The following is a 23,674-nucleotide window of genomic DNA, read 5'->3' as shown; positions in this document are numbered from 1 at the left end:
TTATCATCATTTATCACCTGACGTTGTATTCGGCATGGATGACAGGCTTTCCTCTAATAATTTATCCTTTCATCGCGTTTTCCTCAGTGGACCATGCTAGTTGTGTTCTTTTCCATTCTTCATGAGCAATTTGTATCCGATCCCACATCTCTCTGCGCTCTTGTTCTGTATAATCCACCAACGGTTCATAGAAAAGCTTGGCTAGTACGTCTTTCCATTCTTCATAGGTTTGAATTTCCGTCTTACGAATACCTTCGATTCCATGTGTGCGAAGCATGCATCCCCTGAGTTCATAGCTGTGGTCTGTATCTCTCTGACGGAGCAAAAATGCGTTATGCCAGGGCGAATCCACGGATTGACTGTAGAATTCATGCTTGGGATTAAACTCTTCCAGGCGGGTAAGCTCCTCGGGATCATAATCCACACCCTTGCTTGGTCCGTTAGGCTCGTATTCAAGCCGCCACCCACCGGGAACAACGGAAGAAGGCATTAATGTATACGTAAATGGAGTCGGCCCATAGGTTCCGTAACGAAGAGGGAGCGGTTCAAAAGGCATGCCGCCTAGACCTACATCCACAATCCGACGTTCCACATTCGGGTCCGCATCTGGCAAAGAGACGGATAGACCGAGATGGAACGAGTTCACACGCGGCTGAACGCCCGCGCGGTGCCAGTGCACTTTATAACCCAGGGAATGAAGTAAAACACTGAATGCGCCATTCAAATGGAAACAGTAACCGCTACGTCCTTGAAGGATAAGCTGCACGGATTCTTGCAGATCGATGCCTGCGGGCCTGCCTGCAAAAATATCGACCGTTTGCCAGGATAGATGGTGGACATGTGCCTGCTGCATTTCGGCAAGGAATTCCAGAGTGGGTTTCTTGATTGTATTTATGCCTATCCGTTTCAGATAAGCGTGTATTTCAGATGGAGTTAATGTAACATTCATCTCGTTCACCTCTTAGTTTTATCATGAGCCGCAAGTGAAATGTCGTGAAAGCTACGGCCCTGAATTCATTGTATAAGTGAACGTCTGAAACGCACACATGCGTTTGCCCTGATTGTACCGGTACAATTCAGATGATACTCATAGTTGTAATAGAGTACACATATATATTTTGTGCATGTTTTTTGATAAACGATAGTTTGGTTTCTTTTTCCGGGGTATGTTAACCGTTTGGAGTGGAAATAGGTTAGAATAGAGATAGATAGCAGGATTAGGAGATGGAAAACATGGCTAATGATGAAGTGATTTTGACACAGGAAGGCTTGGAAAAGCTGGAGGAAGAACTGAAGGAACTGAAAACGGTGAAACGCAAGGAACTGGCAGAACGACTCAAGCTTGCGATCAGTTACGGGGACCTGAAGGAGAACAGCGAGTATCATTCAGCCAAAGATGATCAGGCATTTATGGAGACCCGCATTCTGATTCTGGAGAAGATGTTAACCAAAGCCAGAGTCATCAGCGCAGATAATATCGATTCCAATCAAGTAAGCATTGGCTCAACAGTACTGTTGAACGATCTTGAGTTTGCCGAGAAGATTGAATATCAACTGGTGGGTCCTGCCGAAGCAGACGTATCGAACAACAAAATTTCGTATGAGAGTCCACTGGGCAAAGAGCTGATGGGCAAAGAAGTGGGCAGTGTCATTCATGTTAACGCTCCGATGGGTGTCATCAAATACGAATTGCTGGAGATCAAAGTATAGTCAGTGTAAAGCGAGAATAGTAAACCTATGTGGGGATGTCACCCCGCGATATATAGAGCATCTTTTAAAAAGAGGAGATGTTTCAGAGGCTATGTAAAGAGCTGTCTGGAACATCTTTTTTTTTTTTGTTTTCCCAACTTAACTCACGGTTAATGGTTGATGGATGATAGTCGAATGGTTAAGTTTCAGGTTATTTTCCCATACTGAATTCAACCTGAAATCATCTCCAATATGGTGAATTTTCGACAAATACTGATTTTTGCATGACCTGACAAGCCGAGTAGTATATAATTACGGGAAAACTTTAAAGTGATGGAGTAGATACAATGAATTTGAGTAAGTCTGATCTGGACCCTAACAACGCTGGCAAAGGGGAACGCTTCTCGCGTGCCGGTTTTATCTTAGCGGCCATCGGTAGTTCCGTAGGTCTCGGAAACATGTGGAAATTCCCTTATATTACGGGCGAAAATGGGGGAGCTGCTTTTTTCCTGCTCTTTATTGTCTGTCTCTTGCTGATCGGTTTGCCTGTATTGCTTGCCGAACTCGCTATTGGACGCAGCGGACGGGGGAGCGCAGCGACTGCTTTTATTAAAGCAGGTGGACACAAAGGCTGGTTAGTAGCTGGTTTACTGCAAGTATTAACGCCTTTTATCATTCTGTCCTTCTACGTCATCATCGCAGGATGGACATTGCAATATGCTGTAACTTCGTTCAGCGGCACGTTGTTTAACAATTCGGATTATGCTGGACAATTCAGCAGTTTTGTAGGCGGTTATATGCCAATTGTCTGGCAGTTGGTTGCCGTTCTGATTACAGGCTGGATTGTAGCGAAGGGTGTATCCAACGGGATTGAGAAGTTTAACAAAATCCTGATTCCAGCTATGTTGGTCCTGCTAATCATTCTAATGATCCGTGCAGTTACACTGCCAGGATCAGGTGCCGGGGTTTCCTTTTTCCTGAATCCGGATTTCTCCCAGCTCACAACGGAGTCGGCACTGGTTGCCCTCGGACATGCCTTCTTCTCGCTTTCGCTGGGTATGGGTATTCTCATCACCTATGGTTCATATGTGGATAAAAGCCAATCCCTCGGTGCAGCAACGGTTGCCGTCGGTGCAGGAGACTTGCTTTATGCTTTTATTGCGGGTCTGATCATCTTCCCGACAACCTTCTCGTTTAACATTGCGCCCGACCAAGGTCCGTCCCTGATTTTCATTGCACTACCTGCAGCGTTTTCTGCAATGCCACTGGGTTTTCTGTTCGCAGGATTATTCTTTATTATTCTGGCAATCGCGGCGTTAACATCGTCAGTATCACTGCTGGAGGTTCCCGTTAAGTATTTCATGGAGCGTTTCGCATGGAGCCGTAATCGCGCCGTATGGAGCATTGCTCTCGCTGTCTTTATCGTAGGGCTGCCTTCCGTTCTGTCACTCGGACTGTTCCCGGAGTGGAAGATCGGATCGAAGAGTGTGTTCGACTGGATGGACTTTATGGCTTCCAACATTCTGTTGCCTGTAGGTGGATTGTTAGTTACGATCTTTGCGGGATACTTTTGGAAAACGGCCGCCGAGGCATCCGGTCTAAGCTCCGGCTGGTTCCGCATCTGGCTGTTCATGCTTCGTTATATAGCACCGATTCTGGTTCTGCTCGTGTTGCTGCACACGTCTGGCATTATTCACTTCTAGGCCGCCTGCGCAGATTTACCAAGCATAAAACCTCTTGGAAGAAATGCAAAAGCCCTTGTGTTCCCCTGTTAATTTTGGGACAATACGGAGTAGAGGTTTTTTGGGTAAGACGACCGAGGAGCCATATGCTTTTTGCGAAAAGAGGTTTATACCATGATTAAATCATCCATATATGGATTAACATTAGAGCAATTACGTGCTTGGTTGCCTGAGCATGGGCAGAAGAAATCCCGCGCGTCCCGCATCTGGGAGTGGTTATACCAGGAGCGGGTTTATGATTTTAACGGCATGTCCGATGTTCGTCAGGAATGTTTGGATGTGCTCTCTGAGCATTTCACCTTGAATTCAATGAGTGAACACGTGAAGCAGGAGTCGGCAGACGGTACGGTGAAATTCCTGCTCCGTTTGCAGGACGGAAACCTGATCGAGACGGTGCTCATGCGGCAAAAATATGGCTTAACTGTCTGTGTTACCACACAGGTCGGATGTAATATTGGCTGTAGCTTCTGTGCCAGCGGGCTGATCAAGAAGAGCCGTGATCTCTCTGCAGGAGAGATTGTAGAACAGATCATGCATGTGCAGCGGCATCTGGATGCAGCGGGTCAAGGCGAGCGGGTTACCAACGTCGTGGTAATGGGCATCGGCGAACCGTTTGATAACTTCGAGCATATGAGCAACTTCATCGAAGTGATCAAGGATCGCAAAGGGCTTGCTCTTGCAGCGAAGCGAATCACGGTGTCCACAAGCGGATTGCCAGATAAAATCAAGGAATTTGCAGACAGCAGTCTGCAGGTGAACCTTGCGATCTCCCTGCATGCGCCGAATAATGAGCTGCGTACACATATCATGAAGATCAACCGCGCATTCCCGATTGAACAATTGATGGATGCGGTGGATTATTACCTGGAGAAGACAAATAAACGCATTATGTTTGAATACATTTTGCTTCGAGACGTGAACGATCAGCGCGAGCACGCTGCGGAACTGGCTGAACTGTTGTCCAGCCGCAAGAGCATGGTCAGCGTAAATCTGATTCCATACAATCCGGTGGATGAGCACAGCCAGTACCAGCGCAGTACAGAGGAGTCGATTCTGGGCTTCTACGATACGCTGAAGAAGAACAACATCAACTCTACAGTACGTATGGAGCATGGTACAGATATCGATGCGGCCTGCGGACAGCTGCGCAGCAAGCAGATGAAAAATGCGGAAGCTAAAGCAGACGGGAGAACCTCTGCAAAACCGGACGCTAGCCGTCTGGCTATGGGATAAAGCACGCAAATAAAGCATGACTGCCCGAATCTAAGAAACATAACAAACGCCTCTATGTACTCACTAATGAAGTGAAGATAGGGGCGTTTTTTGAGTTGCAGGCTAATTTCGGACTTCCAGTCAAGTTGGCTTGCTTACTTCAGCTTCTTCGTCATCAGCAGATGGGGAATGCCATCCTCCATAAATACTTCGGAAGCAGGAGCATAGCCAAGACGTTCATAGAAGCCGGAGGCTTGAACTTGTGCGTGCAGCTTGGCTTTCTCTAATCCGTCTTCCTTGGCCATCTCCTCCAACTTGTTGATTAACACGCGGCCTAGGCCATGCTTGCGGTAATCCAGCATCACGCAGATGCGTTCAAGCTTGGCAACTTGCTCTACGATGCGAAGTCTGGAGGAAGCGGCAGGTACACCATCCACATAGAGCAGGATATGGCGTGCTTCTGTCCCTAGCGCATCAAATGCATCGAATTCATCGGAGGCAGGTACGCCTTGCTCTTCTACAAAAATGGCCATACGAATGGCAAAGCACGCATCAAGCAGTTCCGGGGTGTTTGCTTCAACAACAGTTATATTCATGAATCGTTCTCCTTTACCTAGTCGGATGGAATATCGGAATGGAATTGAAAGTGATACACTTAACTAGTGTAGTTATATCATCAATTATGTTGCGAATGCAACAATTTTATAGGAGTGTGAACTCTGTGACAGAACCGAAAGAGCCTAAATTAGCCAACGAACCGACTCAGCCGAACGATGAATCGCAGGAAGTACATGAACTGAACGAGCCAAGAGAAGTGTTGCGCGAGATTGGCATGATTGCTCGCTGTCTGGATTCCATCAGCAATGTGGAGTTTCAGCATTTGAACTTGTCCCGTGGACAATATTTGTACTTGTACCGCATTTGCGAGAACCCTGGTATCATTCCGAACCAGCTGGCTGAACTGATCAAGGTGGATCGTACAACGGCAGCAAGAGCGATTAGCAAACTGGAATCGGACGGTTTTATTGTCAAACAGCCGGCATTGGGTAATAAAAAGAATAAGGTGCTGTATCCAACCGAGGCTGGGCTTGAAGCGTGGCAGTTTATTCGCAAAGAAGGCGTGCATTCGGATCAGGTAACGTTGGATGGTCTGACACAGGAAGAGATTGAGACAGCAATCCAGTTGCTGCGGAAGATGAGACACAACATTGAGGTCGATTGGAAATTTGTCAAAAAGGGCGGACGCCGCTCATACATGGATCACGATGATTAAGCGCACACTTGGAACAAGGCCTACTTCCAAAAGCGTAAGAAGTGGCCGAGTTGCTCCGTCATATATTCCCGTCAGGAGGAATGGTGTGAAGTTTATTTTCCGAAAAAAGCGGTCATGGTACATATTACTTGTAGTTGTTGTATCTGTAGCGATTGTACTCCTATGGAGGGAGCGGTTTGTGATGGAGAAGGTGTCGCCTACAGTTGCCTTTGTTGAAAAACATATGACGAATCCGAATGGCACACTTGCAACCTATTTGCAGGAAGCGGCGTCGGAGAGAGCGGACATTGTTGCTGGCCGAGAGGCACTGTCGGAGTCGCTTGGATTGTGGATGCAGTATGCTTTGGCAAGTGATAACGAGGATATGTTCGAGCAGGCTTACAAGCAGCTCCAGAAGTACTATGTGATCAGGCCCGACATTTACATTGCCTGGAAGCTTGATCCTCAAGGGAAAGTCCATGTGGCAACCAACGCGCTGGGTGACGATCTGCGAATTATGGGGGCACTGTTGCAAGCAGCCGACCGTTGGGAGCAAGGCAGAGCAGACAGGCTGGCAACCGCATCGGCCCTTTCCCGAACATTAACGCAGCGAACCGAGCAACAGGGGTACCTGGTCGATTTTTATGATTTTAAAAGTGGACATTCCACGGACACCTTAAGTCTGGTCTATGTAGATTTGCTCGCTTTGCAAGCGATGAGAGACCATCAGATGCTGGAGCCGGACGTTTACAGCATGTACGAGGATATACTGCATAAAATGCCTGACGATGGATTATTCTATCCGAAGAGCATGAATGTAAAGTCCAAGGCTTACACCTACGATGACAAAGTTAATCTGATTGATCAGCTCATCGTTGCCAATCATGTGATGGAGATGGGGCACAAACCCGACAAGCTGCTTGCTTTTCTCAAAAAAGAGTTCGGCACCCGGGGCAAGCTCCCCGGACAGTATGATCGTAGAACACAGAAACCAGCCGTAGATTATGAATCGGCATCGGTGTATGGTCTATCCGTCCTGCTTGCTGTTCGCTCAGGTGATCCAATTTGGGCAAAACAACTGTATAAACATATGATCACACTGCGAGGGCAAGACACACGATATCCGGGCGGTTACGTATTTGACGGAAACACCCACCTGTTTGATAACTTGTTCCCGTTGCTTGGCGAAACTTATTTGTATAATTTTCTTAAAAAGTAAAAATTTATTTATATAATCCGAGATTATATGTTACTATATTATTGTCTTTAATTGTCGATTTTTGTTGGAATTTCGGTTAATAAAAAAGAGGTGTTGGCACCGAGTCATTCTGAAATTGGATGCAGAGAAGGAGGACTATGAGAAATAACGCACCTACCCAGCGTCTGGCCTGGGGTTACGCAATCTTGATTAGTCTCGCCATCGTACAGCAGTTCTTTGTATATCTCCACTTGTACATGAATCAAAGCTACACCAAGCTGGATGTTGTATTTAGCATAGCGTCACTAGGGGCGCTAGCCGCAGGGCTTTTGCTTCCTGTCGGTGTATCCGTCGTACTGATATTTGTATACTTGGTCACTTATTTTGTGTGGCTCGTGACTTTTGCAGAACCCAATGCGCTCGTGTTTTCCTGGTGGCTGCTCATTCCGGCGAACACGGCAATTGCTGCTTATATTAAAAGAAGACTTGTGCGAAGTGCACGGGTGATCGAACGTCTGGAGCAGATGAAGGATCACAATCCAGAGATCGATCTGGATACAACGCTGGGCAATAAGGAAGCGCTTGGAGATACATTGGTTAAACAGAGCAACCTTGCCAGACGTTATTCAGACTGCTATGGATTCAGCATCGCCATGTTTAAGATTGAATTTCTGCCGCTTGTGCAGGAGTCGCTTGGTTCAGTTCGATATTCCCAGTTGCTACTTGAGATCTCACAGTCGATTCAGAAGCAAATTCGATATGAGGATCACAAATTTTTTGTAGACCGCGGACGATTTGTCATATTGTGTCCGATGGTCAATGTGGATTACCTGCCTATGTTAACGCGAAGGATTAAAAAAAATATTATGGATTTGGATGTGCTCGATAAAAAGGGGAACCAGCTCCAGACCATTATCAAATCAGGTGCACTGGTTTTTCAGAAGGAACAATTCAGCAAGTATGACAATCTTGACGCTGTCCTGGCAGCGCTGGAACGAAACACGGAGACGGATTTAATCGGGGAATATATTTAACCGAAAGGAGCGAGGCGGATGGATTATATGTCTTGGTTTATCCCGATCTGTATTGCCGTCAGTTGTATTTTTGTGGTGTTTACCATCGGATTAACGATTGCCACGCTCCGATTTCGCTCAAGAGTAATTCGAAGGTATGATCGGAGGAAAACGGATGGCTGATTTCATTCTGATCTTGTCGATATTCAGTATTTGGATCGCTGTGTTCGAATCGATCGTCATTATGGCCGGAGCTATTCGTTTTATCCACAAGCAGGAGAAGAAGGGCATTCAGATTCCGGAAAATATGGATCATTATCCGAACGTCACGGTTATGGTACCTGCCCATAACGAAGGTCTGGTCATCGTGGCAACAGTGGAGCATATCTTGCGACTGAACTATCCGGAGGATAAGGTGCAGGTCATTGTCATTGCAGATAATTGCACGGATGACACAGCCGATCGGTTAAAGTCGTTCCTTGGACAGACCAGTTATGTGCACCGTAACGTTACCGTACTTGAACGCAAAGGTACGGGTGGCAAATCTGGTGCGCTCAACGATGGACTGGAACTGGCAACCGGAGACTGGATTTGTATATTTGACGCAGACGCTGCACCGGAGCGAAATTCACTGATGTTCCTCGCGCAAAAATCACTGGAGAATCCTGAACAGTACGGGGTCGTGTTTGGCCGAAACAAAGCGCGTAACCGCGGGCAGAATTTTCTCTCCAAATGTATTAATCTCGAAATTATCACGTCTCAGCGTGTCTATCACACCGGGCTGTGGGAGCTTTTTAAGCTGGGGACAATTCCGGGCACGAATTATATTATTAAGACAAGCCTGATCCGGGAAATCGGCGGATGGGATGTGACGGCCATTACGGAAGATACGGCGTTGTCGTTTGAAATTATGAACCGGGGACAGCTGGTTGCCCTAGCGCCGCAAGCGGAAGCGTACCAGCAGGAACCGGAACAGCTTGGTGTATACATGAAACAGCGTGAACGCTGGGCCAAGGGGAATTACCAGGTAGTTCTGGACAACATTCATAACCTGTTCAACCGTTCCAGCTGGCGAAATAAATTGCTTGTCCTCTACTATGCGGTCAGTTACTTCTGGTTTATGTTGGCTATTATTGTCTCGGACATTATCTTTGTGGTTAACCTTGTTTACCAGGTTATCGCAATATTTAAACCGGAGGTCAGTTCTCCATTCCAGTTTGCCGGGGACGCCTACGTCTACCTGGTTATTGGTTGGGCACTGATGTATTTTATCTATGTTCTTCAGATCAATCTGGCACTGGCGGCAGATATCGGGCAGAGCAACACCCGTAACTTTATCTATGCGTGCGTATCGTATTTCACCTATGCTCAGCTCTTCATTTTGATCTCGATTCGTGCTTTCTATAATCTGCTGATGGACAAGATTCGAAAACGCGAGAGCAAATGGTACAAAACCGAGCGATTTGGCTAGGGATAAACAAACCAAAAGTTTGCCAAGAAGGCTGTTTGCGGAGTAAACTCCGGCAGGCAGCTTTTTTATTATGGTGAAGGTTGCCTGAATCCGGTATACTTTTACAGATTATAGTGGGTAGAAAGGTGAACGGACTAGAGTATAACTCATAGAGTGGGGGTCTGTGCAGGTATGAGTGAAAGAGGTTCTGATTTTTACGATAATGACGCGGTATTTGAGACGTATATGGAACGTCGGCAAGGTCAGGATAACGCCAATGATACGTTGGAGCGACCGGTTATGCTGGAGATGATCGGGGACGTTACCGATAAACATATTCTCGATCTCGGCTGCGGAGACGCAAAATTTGCTGTAGAACTACTCGGCGAGAGGTATAATGGCTTGGCTTATACAGGTGTCGAAGGTTCAACGAATATGGTTCGGGTTGCCCGCAAGTCCGTTCAGGGATTGAATGCCCGAATTGAGCAATCTTATCTTGAAGAGTGGACGTATCCTGTAAATTCATATGACCTTGCCATTTCAAGATTGGCGATCCACTACATCGAGGATGTTGAAAGCCTCTTTTGCAAAGTGTATGGCGCACTTAAAAAGGATGGAATCTTTGTTTTCTCGGTAGAACACCCGGTGATAACTTCAACGCTGCAGCCCTCCGGGACACGAACCAATTGGATCGTAGATCAATACTTCGTCGAAGGGTTTCGGGAGCAGCGGTGGCTTGGCGGCTCCGTCCAGAAAATGCACCGTACCATTGAATCTTATTACATGGCCCTGCAGGAAGCTGGATTCCGAGTGGAGCAATTGCGTGAATCAGCACCGAGGCGGGCGGAGTTCGTCGATGAGGAGACGTATCAGCGCAGACAGCGTATTCCGCTTTTTCTGTTTCTCTCCGCACGAAAATAGGCTTAGGAAGAGGCAAACTTAGAAGCGAAGTTATACTCAGTTTAGCGAAAGTTTTACACAGAAAACCGTGGATAACACAATATATAGGAGTAGAAAGCCCAAAAACTATCCACATGTGGATAAGTCTTTGGGCTTTCTTGTTTCATTTTGCCTTTCTCTGTTCCAATGGGATGCGGATGATTTTAACTTTTGGATGCTGCTGCTCGTACATAAACCCGTTCTCCATGCTGATCTACTTCTACCGGAGCTTCAAAGAAATCACTTAATACAGCCTGTGTCATCAGATCAGTAGTTAATCCGCTGCCGAAAATTTCACCCCGACGGAGCAAAAGGCTGTGCCGGAAGACGGGCAGAATCTCCTCGGTGTGATGCGTAACATAGATCAGCGAAGGTGCGTCTGAACGTGCCGTCAGTTCACCGATGCTGTCTAGTAGATGCTCTCTGGAGAACAGATCAAGCCCGTTACAAGGCTCATCTAGAATGAGCAGCTGTGGATTAGCCATCAGGGCACGGGCAATGAGCAGTTTCTGCTTCTCCCCCTGCGAGCAGGTGCGATACTCGCGATCCCACAGATGCTGGCAGCCCAGCGTTTGCATCCAGTGCATCGCCTGATCCAAATCTTGGTCTGCCAGTTTGTCATACAGACCAATTGTAGCGTGTTTCCCACTAATCACGACATATTGCGTACGATCAGAAGCGTACAGTTTCTCCTGCAAGGAGGAACTTACCCAGCCAATCGATTTTCGAAGCTCCCTCAGATCTACACTGCCATATTCATGACCGAGTACTGAGATTCTTCCTTCCGTAGGCCATAAATAACCGGTAATCATATTGAGGAGCGTTGTTTTGCCCGAGCCGTTCAGGCCAAGCAGCGCCCAGTGTTCGCCTCTGTTTACACGCCAGCTGACATCGTGCAGCAGAGTGAGATCTCCTCTTTTCCAAGTCACATGCTGTACATCAATGATCATCTAACGATTCCTCCTCTCTGTTCAATATCGCGCTTCTGCTTCTCCACTAATTGTATTGAACCTGCCATGGAGGTTTCAATAGCTTGTTAAGCTTTAGCGGCTGGATCACTGCGCAAGAATACGGCACACACGCCGATCAGGGGCAAAAAGGAACACAATCGGATGACGAAGGAAATGCTGGTCACATCGATCAGAGAACCAATGACAACCGAGCCCAGCCCAGCCATACCAAATGACAGGCCAAAAAACAAACCTGATACGGTTCCAATGTGACGCGGCAGCAATTCCTGCGCGTAGACAATAATAACACTGAAGCCCGACATCAGGATTAAACCAATAATACCGCATAACACCATAGATAGGACGGGACCTGCATACGGGAGCAACAGTGAGAACGGAGCCGTACCTGCAATGGAAAACCAGATCATCGGTTTGCGCCCATAACGATCTGCGAGTGGCCCGCCAAGCAGGGTTCCAACCATGCCTGCAAATTGAAGGATAAACAAGCAGAGCTGCGCCTTGGAGAGTGGAAGATGATGCACATCCGTGTAATAGAAGGCGTAGTACCCTGTCATAGCCGCAATATAAACAAACTTGGAGAATAACAACAGGATGAGAACGCTCATGGATATGACGATTCGTCTTCGACTCACAGGCTGAGGCGTTGCTTCTGATTCATGCAGCGCATGCTGTACGGACTGTGTCCGATGGGGATGTACAACGTTCAGCTTGTTTTTGTACCAACGGCTGACTGAAGCCTGGATAAGGATGCCGATAAGTGCAAAGGCCATTAGCCATAGAAATTGTAACTGACCATGGGGAAGAAGCACAAAAGCCACCAGTAGGGGAGCGAGAGCTTGTCCCGTATTCCCGCCAACCTGAAAGATGGACTGTGCCATACCGCGCCCTCGACCAGCAGCCAGATGTGCAACACGCGAGGATTCGGGATGAAGAATGGATGAGCCGATGCCAATCAGCGATGCGGATACGAGCAGCATCCATAACGATGACGAGAAAGCGAAGCCGAGAATCCCGAACAGGGAAAATACCATGCCGCCAGGCAGCAGAATAGGCATGGGTTTGCGATCGGATATATATCCGACCAGCGGTTGCAGCACCGAAGCAGTAATGTTTAGTGCAAAGGCAATCCAGCCCATCTGTGCAAAGCTGAGATGCATGGCTTGTTGAAACAGCGGGAAGGCAGATGTAACCACCGTTTGCATGGCATCATTCAGCAGATGGGCGAAGCTCACCCCTGCAAGGGCCCAGTTTGCTGCGTGGTTTAATTGAATTTTGTTTAGGGCGGCTTGAGTCATTTCAGATCACCTCGGATATTTTTATCCATAATAAAAGATTGTTATAGAGCTTGTCTTTGTGAAAAGTGCTTGGAAAACAAGCACGATTTGCTATAATGTCAGCAGGTGAGAAACGATGGAATTAAACATGGCATTCAATGGTTTGGAGTTATGGAAAGCTTCTGGCGGGTTCGCCAATGAACCCCATGTTCATGATGATTGGTATCAGGTAACCCTGCCAATTAAGGGTCAATGCTTGCTGGTGCAGGAACAACAGACATATTCATTGCAGGCCGGATCAGGAATCATTGCCCATCCCCGGACGGAGCACTTTTTTGAGATTGGTTCTGATGCAGCCGTCATTGTGATCAAATTTCGTAACCTGCCGGGAAGGCTTGCGAATCAGAGTTCAACAGCAGTCCCTTCAGAATTACAGGTCACTCAAGCTTTTGATCCCGCGGAGATCAGCAGGCTGTTCCGGGGTTGGCATGTGACCGGGCTGGAGGATGAACCGGACCCGTTGCTCATTCAGGAGACTGAGCTGGCAGTAGAGCAGTATCTTGAACGCATATTATCTATATCCGGGTATTCGCACGGATTGGCAAGAGAAGCTGGCTCCATATGGTCCGGGAAAACAGAGGGACTATCGCTGCCTTGTCATAATCGACCTTATTTCCTTGGTGCAGCCGGAAGTAATCCAGGAATAGATCCTCATATGCAGCGTGTATTGGAGTACATTCACAGTGACTTCACAAGCGAGATAGATATTGACTCGATGGCAGCGGTAGCGCACCAGAGCAGGTACCATTTTATGCGCTCGTTCAAGAGGTTGACGGGTTCAACACCGTACCAGTATCTACTGAATTTACGTGTGGAGGAAGCCGTCCGTTGTCTGCGTAATACAACCGAATCGGTGACGGCAATCAGCTTTGCACTGGGATTCTCGCATGTCAGTCAGTTCTACAGAGCGTTTCAGCGCGTCAAGGGTGTGACACCGATGCAGTTCCGCAATCAGTTATGATATGCAGTAGTCATACATGTTGAGGCAGAATAGCAACACGATTGCTGCCTCTTTTTTTCGTATTCGAATACAGGTATCAGGCAATTTGCGTATGCATCGGTGGGGATATTTTTAAAAGTTACAAGGTGTCCCTGATTTTGTTGTTGCTAAACATTCAAGACTCTGCTAAGATGAGAAAAAAGTTTATGTAAGCGTATTCATTTAAATTAAAATTACAACGTTGTAATTATGGGGGATGTAAGATTTGATAAGGCATAGTTGAGGCATAAACGAGACTGAATAAATGCGATTTTTATTGTGATTGTGCGGTATAGTATGGGTTGTTACAAAATTAAAGTTGGATCAATATCAGATGTATTACAGGGGTATATATTTTTTTTATTAAAAAATTCAAACGTTGTAATTTCGAGACGAAGGGGAGTGTTTACGTTGAAAAAACGCATGTCCACGCTGTTCAGTCTGATTCGGCGGGATAAGTATTTGCTGCTGATGTTCTCACCAATCTTTCTGTATTATCTCATCTTCATGTACCTGCCCATGCCGGGTGTACTGCTTGCCTTTCGTAACTTTATACCGGGTCAGGGCATGTTCAGCGGCGAATGGGTGGGGCTACGCTGGTTTGAGCAGTTCGTCAACTCGATTTACTTCTGGCGGCTGCTGCGTAATACCTTTTTGCTTGCCTTTCTGCCACTCTTGTTCGGTTTCTCCATCCCGATTCTGTTTGCAGTCTGCATCGTAGAGATTAAGAACCGAACCTTTAAACGCTTCGCGCAAACCGTAACTTATCTTCCTCACTTTATCTCCACCGTTGTGGTGGCCGGCATTATAATCAACTTCCTATCACCAACAGATGGTATTATCAACACCCTGATCGCAAGTCTCGGCATGGAAAAAATAAACTTCATGATGGATGCAAGCTGGTTCCGTACCATCTTCACAAGTTCGGACATCTGGCAGAGCTTTGGTTTCAGCTCCATCATCTACATCGCAGCCATTATGGGCATTGACCCCGAGATGTATGACTCCGGCAAAATCGATGGCGTGAACAAGTTCCAGGAGTTGTGGCATCTCACTCTGCCAAGCATTAAACCGACCATCGTGATTCTGCTTCTTCTGTCGCTCGGCGGCATTATGAGCGTAGGCTTCGAGAAAGTATACCTGCTCTATAACGGGGCTACATATGAAACGGCAGACGTACTGTCCACTTATGTGTACCGTATGGGGATCGAGGGTCAGAACTATGGCTTCGCCACAGCTATTGGACTATTCAACTCTATTATCACCTTTATCCTTGTTTTTGCAGCCAATACCCTGACTCGCCGCCTGACCAAAATGTCACTCTGGTAAGACACACACTGATCCAAAGGAGAGCCTGTATGCAAAAATCGAGAAGTGACCGATTATTCTATGTCTTTGTCTACCTGCTGACAATTCTGGCGGTTGTAGTCACGCTATATCCATTCCTGTATGTGGTCAGCATTTCCTTCAGTTCGGTGGATGCGATTGATAAACAAAAAGTGGTGCTCTGGCCTGTAGGCTTCACACTCTCAGGATATAAGATGGTACTGCAATACAAGGAACTGTGGGTTTCCTTTTATAACACCGTCTGGTATACCGTTGTGGGTACGCTGCTTAACATTGTAGCGACTTGCCTTGCTGCATTCCCGTTGTCGAGACAGCAGTTTTTTCTGCGGCGCAAGCTGAACTTTTTTATCGCTTTCACCATGTATTTCTCGGGTGGACTCATTCCGGTCTACATGCTGATCACCTCGCTTGGTCTGTACAATACCCGCTGGGTGATGGTGCTGCCTGTACTGGTAATTACGTTCAACGTCATGATCTGCCGCTCGGCCTTTGAAGGGATTCCCAATGAAATATTTGAAAGCGCCAGCATTGACGGTGCAAACGAGTTAACGATGCTGTATCGTCTCGCTGTTCCGATTATCAAGCCTACACTTGCGGTGCTGACGCTGTACTATGCCGTATTCCACTGGAACAATTTTTTCTCGGCCTTGCTGTATCTGGGCAAACAGGATATGCAGCCGCTCCAGATGTTCCTGCGAAGGGTGCTGATCATGGCTTCGCCAGAGGTCATGCAGAAGATGGGCGGTACCATGACATCCGGAGCGCTGGCGGTTTCTACGCTGCAAGTTCGTTACGTCTCCATCGTGGTCAGCATTTTGCCGATCGTGATGATCTACCCGTTTATCCAACGGTACTTCGTTAAAGGGATTACCCTCGGAGCCGTGAAAGGATAGATTGCATTACCAAGCACCACAGTCATTCAAGCAAGTCATTCAAGGGAGTTCAAGAGGGTTCATACCAAGGAGGAATGATGGATGAAAGTCAAAGGGGCAGGAAGAAAAAGTGTAATTGCAGCGATACTTGCGATCAGTTTGGCAGGTTGCAGCGGGGGAACAGGTGCAGGAACCGATGCGGGGAAGACACCTGAGAGTACAGAAAAAGCCTTTAATTATACAGGCGCTGGGCCAGTAACGGATCAACCGGACGCGAAGCTGTCCATCCTGGCAACGAACGCGTGGACGACAAACGTGGATTTGTCCACCGCAGCCATCGTTAAGAAAATCGAGAGCAATGCGGGTGTAAAAGTCGATTGGGATCTGATCCCTCCTCAGAACTATGCGGATGCGGTGAATCCAAGACTGGCTGCCGGTACAGGACTCCCGGATATCGTGTATCTGCCGGATCAGGATCAATTAATGAAGTACATTAACAGTGGTCTGTTCATTCCGATTAATGATCTGGTAGAGAAATATGGCGTCAATCTCAAAAAAATATATGAAAAGTCGCCATCCGTAAAAGCCAGTTTAACGACGCCAGATGGTAAAATGTATTATGTTCCGCAGCAGACGCTGACGCGCAACTACATGCCTGTATTCATGGTGAATGAGCGTTGGCTCAAAAAGCTGGGATTATCCGAGCCAACCACGCTCGATGAGTTCACGGCGATGCTGCGCAAATTTAAAACGGATGACCCTAACGGCAACGGCAAAGCGGATGAAATTCCATTGTCCATGGAATCGAAGTTTGTGCCGATGGCCTTCGGCCCCGCCTTTGGACTGGATTTATCGAACAATTTCTATGCAGACGATCAAGGCAAAGTGCACTTCAGCTACTATGAGCCGGCCTACAAGGAATACCTGACGTACTTGAACGGTCTGTACAAGGAAGGCCTGCTTGGGGTGGACTACGCGAGTACCACAAGTGACCAGGTTACTTCACGGATCTCGCAGGACGTAACCGGAGCGACGTTTAATTTCAGCTGGTATATGTCGATGGTATACAGCCCGCTCTTCAAGGATTACAAGCCGGAAGAGCCAATTATCAAAGGCATTCTGCCATTAAAAGGGCCGCATGGAGACCAGTTCTACATCGGACGTACACCGGTTAGTGGTATCTTCGGTATTAGTAAGGATAGCAAGAATCCGGAACTGGCTTTCCGCTTCCTGGATTATGCAGTGAGTGACGAAGCACAAACCTATTACACTTGGGGCATCAAGGATGATACGTATACAGAAGAGAACGGCGTGAAGAAATTCACGGATAAAGGTAAAGACAATGAATATATCCAGAAGCTCGGCATTGGACCAGTTAACTTGCCAAACATCCAGTCCACGGATTCAGCGGACTCGATCGTTGCACCGTGGCATGCGAAGCTGGACAAAGAATTAGAGAAATATGTGCGTGAACCGTTCCCGTTTGTGTATGCTTTGCCAGATGAAGCGAGCGTAGAGAGTATGTCGATGCCTGACATCACCACATACGTAGAAGAGATGAACTTCAAGTTTATTAGCGGTGATGCAAGTCTGGATCAGTTCGACAAGTACATCGAGACACTAAAAAGTATGAACGTTGAACAGGTGATCGCAGGCAGACAGGCACAATACGATCGTTATAAAGCTGCACAGAAATAAGAAACAGGTTTCAGGCATATGAGAGGTGTTGATTCAATTTGATTACCATTAAAGATATAGCCAAACTGGCGGGGGTGAGCTACAGCACGGTATCGAAGGCACTGAATGACGATCCCCGGATCAAACCGGCGACCAAGCAGAAGGTGTTAGCGGTAGCGGAGAAACACCAATACCGGAAAAATATGCTGGCCCGGCAGCTCTCCACCGGCAGAAGCAATATCATCGGTTTTGTGCTGGATGAATTGAGCAATCCATTGTTCTCGAACATTTCCGGCAGCCTGCATACCGAGCTGAAGAAGCGAGGATATCAGATGATTCTGGTTGTTGCCGATGACGGTGTGGACGTGTTCAGCCAGCTGCGTGTCGATGGTTGTATTCTGTGGGACTATGCGCTGGACAACCGGGATGCATTCTGGAAAAAGTTTGCGACCCTGAACATGCCGTGTTTTGTACTCGGTACAGATGAAGCCCCGAACTCTCCTTACATTAAGATTGATCGTAAGGAGGGGCTGTACAAGGCAGTGGAGCATCTGAAATCACTCGGTCACAGCCGAATTGGATTCATCGGTAACTCGCAGCATGTGAAGCTGGAAGGTTATCGGGAAGCATTGCAGCGCACGGGACTGACTTTTAATGAGGACGATGTATTGCCCGCGCATTCTTCGTGGGAGGACGGGTATTTCGCGATTCGGAACTATACGTTTGGAGCGGAGTCTCCCACGGCATTTATCGGCTTGAACAACCTCGTAACACGGGGAGCGCTTCGGGCGTTGCTCGAAGCGGGCTACAGCGTACCGCGTGATATCTCGATTATCGGTTACGACGATCTGCCGGATATGCAGTATGCCGAAGTGGCATTGACCACCATTGGTCCACCGCTGGATGAACTGGCCGCTCAGGCGGCAGAGCTCATCGTATCCCTGATTCGTGACGAGCAAGTGGATGTGCCGGTAATTATCCAGCCGAAGCTGAATCTGCGTAATTCAACAGCGACGTGCCGGCAGTAATGCCGGCTTCACGTGATTGCATTTGAACCAATATAAACTACTAGGAGGTAACGCGATGCAGGTACAGACGCAGTTATCCTGGTCTGAGCGAATTGCAGCTACGATCATGCAACAATGTAACGAGGATGGTTTCCATGCATTTCCTTCAGGACGATGGGCATATGTGGAGGGCATGACGTTAATGGCTATGGCACGAACAGGAGAAGAGTATAACAAGCAGGAATATATCGATTTTATGAAAAGACATATGGATCTGTATGTGCAACCAGATGGTTCTATCGGTACCTACTCCCTGGAGGAATATAATCTGGATCAGATTAACCAAGGAAAGAACCTGTTTGCGTTACTGGACGATGCCAAGGATGGGCGCTATGCCGAGGCGGCTCATCTGCTCGCTGCGCAACTGGCAGGGCAGCCACGCACATCCGAGGGTGGCTTCTGGCATAAAAAAATCTATCCGTTCCAGATGTGGCTGGATGGACTGTACATGTCTTCTCCTTTTCTCTCCCAATATGCGAAGACGTTTCAGCGTCCCGAGTTATTTGATGAGGTAGCTCATCAAATTTTACTGATTGAACGCCAGACGCGTGATCCCCGTACAGGGCTGTTATACCACGGCTGGGATGAGTCTAAAGAGCAGATTTGGGCCGATTCCCTGACCGGATGTTCCCCGCACTTCTGGAGCCGAGCTATGGGCTGGTATGCCATGGCCATTGTGGATAGTGTCGAACATTTCCCGCTGAATCATCCTAAACGGGGGACGATTATTGGTATCTTTGAGCGGATGTGTAACGCCTTGGTACGAGTACAAGAGCAGGAGAGCGGACTATGGTTCCAGGTGCTGGATCAAGGGTTCCGCAAAGGAAACTATCTGGAAGCTTCAGGCTCAAGCATGTTTGTATATGCAATTGCCAAAGGTGTGCGTTTGCGTTATCTGGAACCTCACTTCAGAACCGCGGCCGAAAAAGGTTGGCAAGGACTTACGTCCAAGTTAATGGAGGAGACCAACGAAGGTGTTCGGTTGAACGGCATCTGTCATGGAGCAGGATTGAGTCTGGATCGTGATGGCTCGTACGGCTACTATGTCAGCGAGGCAATTGTAAGCGATTCCTTTATGGGTGTTGCTCCATTGTTGCTGGCCGCACTGGAAATGGAGCGTTTGCCATGACGGAGCAGCGCTCGGCAGCGGATCTCGTGTTGGAGTCATCTGCTCCCTGTATTACGGTTGCTTCTGACGGATCAGGAGATTATACAACCATTCAGGAGGCAGTGGATGCTCATCCAGATCATGGTACTCACGGCCTTCCGATCCGAGTGAAGGCCGGCGTGTATGTTGAGAAGCTGCACATGGATAAGCCGGGCATCCATCTGATTGGTGAGGGCGCCGAGCAGACGATCATCACCTACGATGACCATGCGCTCAAGCGATTTCCCGACGGTTCACAGTATCATACATTTCATTCGTACACGGCGTTTGTCGGGGCTGATGATTTCAAGGCGGAAGGCATCTCTTTCGTGAATTCGGCTGGGCCAGGTAGCGAGGTAGGACAGGCGCTAGCAGTCTATGTGGATGGGGATCGCGCTGTGTTCCGCGGATGTCGTTTTATCGGTCATCAGGATACGATCTTTACCGGACCGTTGCCTGAGCAACCGCTGGATCGCAGTTATTTTGGCGGGCCGCGTGACGGTGCGGAGCGCAGGAAGTTAAGACAGTACTTCGAGGATTGTTATATCGAAGGAGATATCGACTTTATTTTTGGCTCGGCTACGGTCGTGTTCAAGGGTTGTGAGATATTCACGAAGAGTCGCTTGACGGAAGCGGAGGTTGCAGAAGGGCAAGTCAATGGGTGGATCACAGCCGCCTCTACACCAGAAGATGTTCGTTACGGTTATGTGTTTATCGAATGTGATCTGACCAGCAATGCCCCTCCGCAATCGGTGTATCTGGGCAGGCCTTGGCGAAATCATTCCAAAGTCTGTTTCCTGAACTGCTGGCTCGGTGCACATGTGAAACAGGAGGGCTGGCATAACTGGAACAAGGTTGAAGCGGAAACCACGGTGAATTATGCCGAATATAAAAGTGCTGGGCCAGGAGCCGGACGTGCAGATGTGCGCGTGCCTTGGTGCAACATACTGACGGACGAAGAAGCGGCCGAGTATGCGTTGTCCCTCGTTCTGTCGGGGGAGGATGGCTGGAAGCCATTTATTTAAATAGGGGGATGTTGATCCTCTGGCTGTTGTTTGAAAAAAGAAAGTAGAGACTGTATCTAAATTCGTTCAGGAATTTAGACACAGTCTCTTTGGTGCTTGCTAGGTAAGGTTTTTAATCTAGAGAGAGCACTTATTTTATCTCTAAATCAACTCATTTTATGCCTTTAGATTAATATTTTAATAGCTGACGTCAAGTTCTGAAATGTGACAGAGGGGCTGAGTTGATTGAGGAGAAGAGCACGCATACAGTTGAGAATGGAGCGGGCTAGAAGCCGCCTATACGAACTGGAGAAGAAATATAACGAATTTCTGCATCCGGAAGTCATCAAGCAGTCGGTAATTCTAGATAAACTCATTAACCAGTTTAATCATGAAGAAGAAACCAAAAACAAAGCCGATAGATAAATAATCGACTTTGTTTGAGAGGTTAGTGGTGTTATTTTAACTTATCGAATTAGAAATCAAAGTTATCCGGGTCTGGACCTACCCGCACATTCTCGTTAAGCGAGCTGATCCGTTCCATCTCTTCCGTGGACAGCGTGAAGTCAAAAATGGCCGCATTCTCGATAATTCGGTGCTCTTTGGTCGATTTCGGAATGGTTACAACACCATTCTGCAGATCCCAGCGAAGGATTACCTGTGCGATAGATTTACCTTTGGATGCAGCGATCTCTGCTAGTACTGGATTGTCCAGCAGTTCACCTTGCATCAACGGTGACCAGGCTTCAAGCTGAATGCCATGCTGTTTGCAGAATGCTCGCAACTCGTCCTGTGTTAGACGGGGATGGTACTCCACTTGGTTGACCATCGGTTTCACTTGTGCATCCTGCATCAGATCTTGGAGGTGATGAATCTGAAAATTACTTACGCCAATTGCACGGATTCGGCCTGCTGCGTACAGTTCCTCCATGGCTTTCCATGCACCCTTGTATTTACCGGCTTTGGGCCAGTGAATCAGGTATAGATCCAGGTATTCCAATCCCAGCTTGTTCATCGTGGTTTCAAATGCGGCAAGGGTTTCCGTATATCCAAGGTCGGCATTCCATACCTTGGAGGTAATAAACAGGTCCTCGCGCTTTAACCCGTTCTCTTGCAATGCTTCAGCAATGGCTTGTCCAACTCCGGCTTCATTGCCGTAGATCGCCGCTGTGTCGATACTGCGGTAACCGTGTTTGATTGCACTTTTTACCGCCTCGATCAGTTCTGATCCCTCTTGGACCTTGAATACGCCCAGGCCAAACCAAGGCATGTGAACACCGTTGTGTAATGTTGTTGTCGATTGTAGATTTTTTGCTATTGTCATGAGAAATCCTCCTTGAAATCTGTTTATATTTCCATATAGAGTTGAATTGCCAACAATTCATGATACAAAATTAAATCATACTAGATCAAATAATGCGCAACCTATATAGTAACGTATATAGTCTGTCGATATATAATATGAGACCAGATATGCATTCTAACGGTCTCTGATCTATAACGAGAAAGGTGCTTTTCTTCCAGATCAAACCTTAAACAACGTTTGGTTTCAACCTGTCTGAGTTTGTCGTAACTTGCTGTTCAAGATGCTGTGCCCATATCGTCAGGATTGCCGCAATGAGCACCATTAATGCACCGACCCAGGTGGTATGGATCAAACCAATGGAGTCATTCACGACTCCGCCAAGATAGGCGCCTATAGCAATACCCCCGTTAAACGCAGCGATATTAAAAGCTGACGCGACATCTTTGGCTTGCGGTGCAATTCGTTCTGCCAATGTGACCACAATCATCTGAAGACCAGGCACGTTCATAAAAGCAAGAAGCCCCATGCCCATGATGGTCACTAGTGCCGCCCATTGGAATGGAACGGTGAAGTACAGAATGCCCAGGATCATGGTCTGCACAATGAACATGACAAGAAGTGACTTTAATGGATTCCGGTTGGCTGCCTTGCCGCCAATCACATTACCAATGGCGATGGCAATACCATACAGCAGCAAAATGAAAGCGATCGTTTGCTCCGAATAACCGCTGATATCATGCAATAACGGAGATAAGTACGTGAACACAACGAATGTGCCTCCGTAGCCTACGGCTGTGATGGTAAAAGCAAGCATTAGGCGACCGCCTGTTACGAGTTTTACCTGATCCCGAAAGATTGTACGATTACCACGTTGTAACGTTGAGGGCACAAGCAACAAGTTAGCAACCAAAGCAAGAATGCCAACGGCTGCAATCAGGATAAAGGCTGCCCGCCAGCCAACATTTTGGCCTACGAATGTACCGATAGGCACACCGGTTACCGTTGCAATGGTCAGTCCCGAGAACATCGTGGCAATAGCACTTGCTCTGCGGCCTTCCGGTACCAGATCAGCCGCTATGGTGGAGCCGATCGACATGAACAAGCCATGTGAGAGAGCTGATATGACTCGTGCAATGAGTAGTACGGTAATCCCGGTTGATAATGATGCCAAGGTGTTACCGGCAATAAAAACCAACATGATTGCGAGTAGCAACGTTTTGCGTGATATAGCCGATGTAAGTGATGTCAGGATTGGTGCACCAAACATCACGCCCAGAGCATATATGGTAACGGTCAGCCCTGCTGACGATACGCTAATATGAAGATCATTTGCGATCAGGGGCAAGAGTCCTACACTGATGAACTCCGTCGTACCGATGGCAAAAGCGCTGATTGCCAGTGCCAGTAGCGCCCAAGTGCTGTGTTTTGTCTCATGATGCATGTCCTGTTCAACTCCTAGAATGTAGATTTGCTTA

General features: G+C 47.6%; 23 protein-coding genes. 17 read left to right on the top strand and 6 right to left on the bottom strand.

From position 1 onward, the window contains the following. Positions 1 to 61: 61 nt before the first annotated feature. Entirely contained in the window at positions 62 to 949 is an 888-nt protein-coding gene (locus tag Q9R46_RS18925; protein WP_311281312.1) for an arylamine N-acetyltransferase family protein, read from the bottom strand. Between the two features lie 284 nt (positions 950 to 1,233). Between Q9R46_RS18925 and greA the strand changes: the two genes are divergently transcribed. The 3 genes from greA to rlmN all read left to right on the top strand — a co-directional run bounded on the left by greA (position 1,234) and on the right by rlmN (position 4,664). Beyond that, positions 1,234 to 1,710 (top strand): transcription elongation factor GreA, encoded by a 477-nt coding sequence (gene greA / locus Q9R46_RS18920; protein WP_123063945.1) that lies wholly within the window; start codon positions 1,234 to 1,236, stop codon positions 1,708 to 1,710. A gap of 326 nt (positions 1,711 to 2,036) precedes the next feature. Beyond that, complete coding sequence (locus tag Q9R46_RS18915; protein ID WP_311281311.1) at positions 2,037 to 3,392, top strand: sodium-dependent transporter; 1,356 nt, start codon at positions 2,037 to 2,039, stop codon at positions 3,390 to 3,392. A gap of 153 nt (positions 3,393 to 3,545) precedes the next feature. Beyond that, on the top strand, positions 3,546 to 4,664 hold the full coding sequence (gene rlmN, locus Q9R46_RS18910) for a dual-specificity RNA methyltransferase RlmN (protein WP_311281310.1): 1,119 nt from the start codon (positions 3,546 to 3,548) through the stop codon (positions 4,662 to 4,664). Positions 4,665 to 4,798: 134 nt separating this feature from the next. Here rlmN and Q9R46_RS18905 read toward each other — a convergent pair whose 3' ends face one another. Continuing rightward, on the bottom strand, positions 4,799 to 5,239 hold the full coding sequence (locus tag Q9R46_RS18905; protein ID WP_145333732.1) for a GNAT family N-acetyltransferase: 441 nt from the start codon (positions 5,237 to 5,239) through the stop codon (positions 4,799 to 4,801). A 236-nt stretch (positions 5,240 to 5,475) separates the two neighbouring features. On the opposite strand from Q9R46_RS18905, the gene Q9R46_RS18900 reads away from it, so the two are divergent. The 6 genes from Q9R46_RS18900 to Q9R46_RS18875 all read left to right on the top strand — a co-directional run bounded on the left by Q9R46_RS18900 (position 5,476) and on the right by Q9R46_RS18875 (position 10,477). After that, positions 5,476 to 5,916, top strand: a complete 441-nt coding sequence (locus Q9R46_RS18900; protein ID WP_311281484.1) for a MarR family winged helix-turn-helix transcriptional regulator — start codon at positions 5,476 to 5,478, stop codon at positions 5,914 to 5,916. Positions 5,917 to 6,001: 85 nt separating this feature from the next. After that, positions 6,002 to 7,114, top strand: coding sequence for a glycosyl hydrolase (locus Q9R46_RS18895; protein WP_311281309.1), 1,113 nt, complete (start codon positions 6,002 to 6,004; stop codon positions 7,112 to 7,114). A 137-nt stretch (positions 7,115 to 7,251) separates the two neighbouring features. Further along, positions 7,252 to 8,127 carry a diguanylate cyclase domain-containing protein gene (locus tag Q9R46_RS18890; RefSeq protein ID WP_311281308.1) on the top strand — a complete coding sequence of 292 codons (876 nt, stop codon included), beginning with the start codon at positions 7,252 to 7,254 and terminating at the stop codon, positions 8,125 to 8,127. A gap of 18 nt (positions 8,128 to 8,145) precedes the next feature. After that, positions 8,146 to 8,289 (top strand): hypothetical protein, encoded by a 144-nt coding sequence (locus Q9R46_RS18885; RefSeq protein WP_167375743.1) that lies wholly within the window; start codon positions 8,146 to 8,148, stop codon positions 8,287 to 8,289. Next, entirely contained in the window at positions 8,282 to 9,577 is a 1,296-nt protein-coding gene (locus Q9R46_RS18880; protein ID WP_090921414.1) for a glycosyltransferase family 2 protein, read from the top strand. Before Q9R46_RS18885 ends, Q9R46_RS18880 begins: the two co-directional genes overlap by 8 nt. A 171-nt stretch (positions 9,578 to 9,748) precedes the next feature. Beyond that, positions 9,749 to 10,477, top strand: coding sequence for a class I SAM-dependent DNA methyltransferase (locus Q9R46_RS18875; protein ID WP_311281307.1), 729 nt, complete (start codon positions 9,749 to 9,751; stop codon positions 10,475 to 10,477). Positions 10,478 to 10,659: 182 nt separating this feature from the next. Here the strand turns inward: Q9R46_RS18875 and Q9R46_RS18870 are convergent, their stop codons facing one another. Together Q9R46_RS18870 and Q9R46_RS18865 are read right to left on the bottom strand one after the other, a co-directional pair. Continuing rightward, positions 10,660 to 11,445 (bottom strand): ABC transporter ATP-binding protein, encoded by a 786-nt coding sequence (locus Q9R46_RS18870; protein ID WP_311281306.1) that lies wholly within the window; start codon positions 11,443 to 11,445, stop codon positions 10,660 to 10,662. Positions 11,446 to 11,531: 86 nt separating this feature from the next. After that, positions 11,532 to 12,761 carry an MFS transporter gene (locus Q9R46_RS18865; RefSeq protein ID WP_311281305.1) on the bottom strand — a complete coding sequence of 410 codons (1,230 nt, stop codon included), beginning with the start codon at positions 12,759 to 12,761 and terminating at the stop codon, positions 11,532 to 11,534. A 115-nt stretch (positions 12,762 to 12,876) separates the two neighbouring features. Between Q9R46_RS18865 and Q9R46_RS18860 the strand changes: the two genes are divergently transcribed. From Q9R46_RS18860 to Q9R46_RS18825, 8 genes are all read left to right on the top strand, one after another. After that, on the top strand, positions 12,877 to 13,761 hold the full coding sequence (locus tag Q9R46_RS18860; protein WP_311281304.1) for a helix-turn-helix domain-containing protein: 885 nt from the start codon (positions 12,877 to 12,879) through the stop codon (positions 13,759 to 13,761). Positions 13,762 to 14,202: 441 nt separating this feature from the next. Further along, a complete protein-coding gene (locus tag Q9R46_RS18855) occupies positions 14,203 to 15,108 on the top strand; it encodes an ABC transporter permease (RefSeq protein ID WP_145333851.1) in 906 nt (301 codons plus the stop codon). 29 nt (positions 15,109 to 15,137) lie between these two features. Beyond that, positions 15,138 to 16,019, top strand: a complete 882-nt coding sequence (locus Q9R46_RS18850) for a carbohydrate ABC transporter permease (RefSeq protein WP_145333722.1) — start codon at positions 15,138 to 15,140, stop codon at positions 16,017 to 16,019. Positions 16,020 to 16,100: 81 nt separating this feature from the next. Beyond that, positions 16,101 to 17,696, top strand: coding sequence for an extracellular solute-binding protein (locus Q9R46_RS18845; RefSeq protein WP_145333721.1), 1,596 nt, complete (start codon positions 16,101 to 16,103; stop codon positions 17,694 to 17,696). A 38-nt stretch (positions 17,697 to 17,734) separates the two neighbouring features. Then, complete coding sequence (locus tag Q9R46_RS18840) at positions 17,735 to 18,703, top strand: LacI family DNA-binding transcriptional regulator (RefSeq protein WP_145415292.1); 969 nt, start codon at positions 17,735 to 17,737, stop codon at positions 18,701 to 18,703. 55 nt (positions 18,704 to 18,758) lie between these two features. Beyond that, on the top strand, positions 18,759 to 19,871 hold the full coding sequence (locus tag Q9R46_RS18835; RefSeq protein ID WP_311281303.1) for a glycoside hydrolase family 88/105 protein: 1,113 nt from the start codon (positions 18,759 to 18,761) through the stop codon (positions 19,869 to 19,871). Further along, positions 19,868 to 20,914, top strand: coding sequence for a pectinesterase family protein (locus Q9R46_RS18830; RefSeq protein ID WP_311281302.1), 1,047 nt, complete (start codon positions 19,868 to 19,870; stop codon positions 20,912 to 20,914). The genes Q9R46_RS18835 and Q9R46_RS18830 overlap by 4 nt, the downstream gene beginning before the upstream one ends. Before the next feature lie 225 nt (positions 20,915 to 21,139). Next, entirely contained in the window at positions 21,140 to 21,319 is a 180-nt protein-coding gene (locus Q9R46_RS18825; RefSeq protein ID WP_311281301.1) for an aspartyl-phosphate phosphatase Spo0E family protein, read from the top strand. Positions 21,320 to 21,368: 49 nt separating this feature from the next. Here the strand turns inward: Q9R46_RS18825 and Q9R46_RS18820 are convergent, their stop codons facing one another. Both Q9R46_RS18820 and Q9R46_RS18815 read right to left on the bottom strand, forming a co-directional pair. Beyond that, a complete protein-coding gene (locus Q9R46_RS18820; RefSeq protein ID WP_311281483.1) occupies positions 21,369 to 22,211 on the bottom strand; it encodes an aldo/keto reductase in 843 nt (280 codons plus the stop codon). A 214-nt stretch (positions 22,212 to 22,425) separates the two neighbouring features. Next, positions 22,426 to 23,640 (bottom strand): MFS transporter, encoded by a 1,215-nt coding sequence (locus Q9R46_RS18815; RefSeq protein ID WP_311281300.1) that lies wholly within the window; start codon positions 23,638 to 23,640, stop codon positions 22,426 to 22,428. Positions 23,641 to 23,674 lie beyond the last annotated feature (34 nt).

Origin of the sequence: Paenibacillus sp. RRE4 (genome assembly GCF_031844205.1) — a bacterium.
In the GTDB taxonomy this organism is placed as follows: Bacteria; Bacillota; Bacilli; order Paenibacillales; family Paenibacillaceae; genus Paenibacillus; species Paenibacillus xylanexedens_B.
Note: the sequence above shows the minus strand (reverse complement) of the source record. Positions and strands in the feature narration are given on the sequence as shown.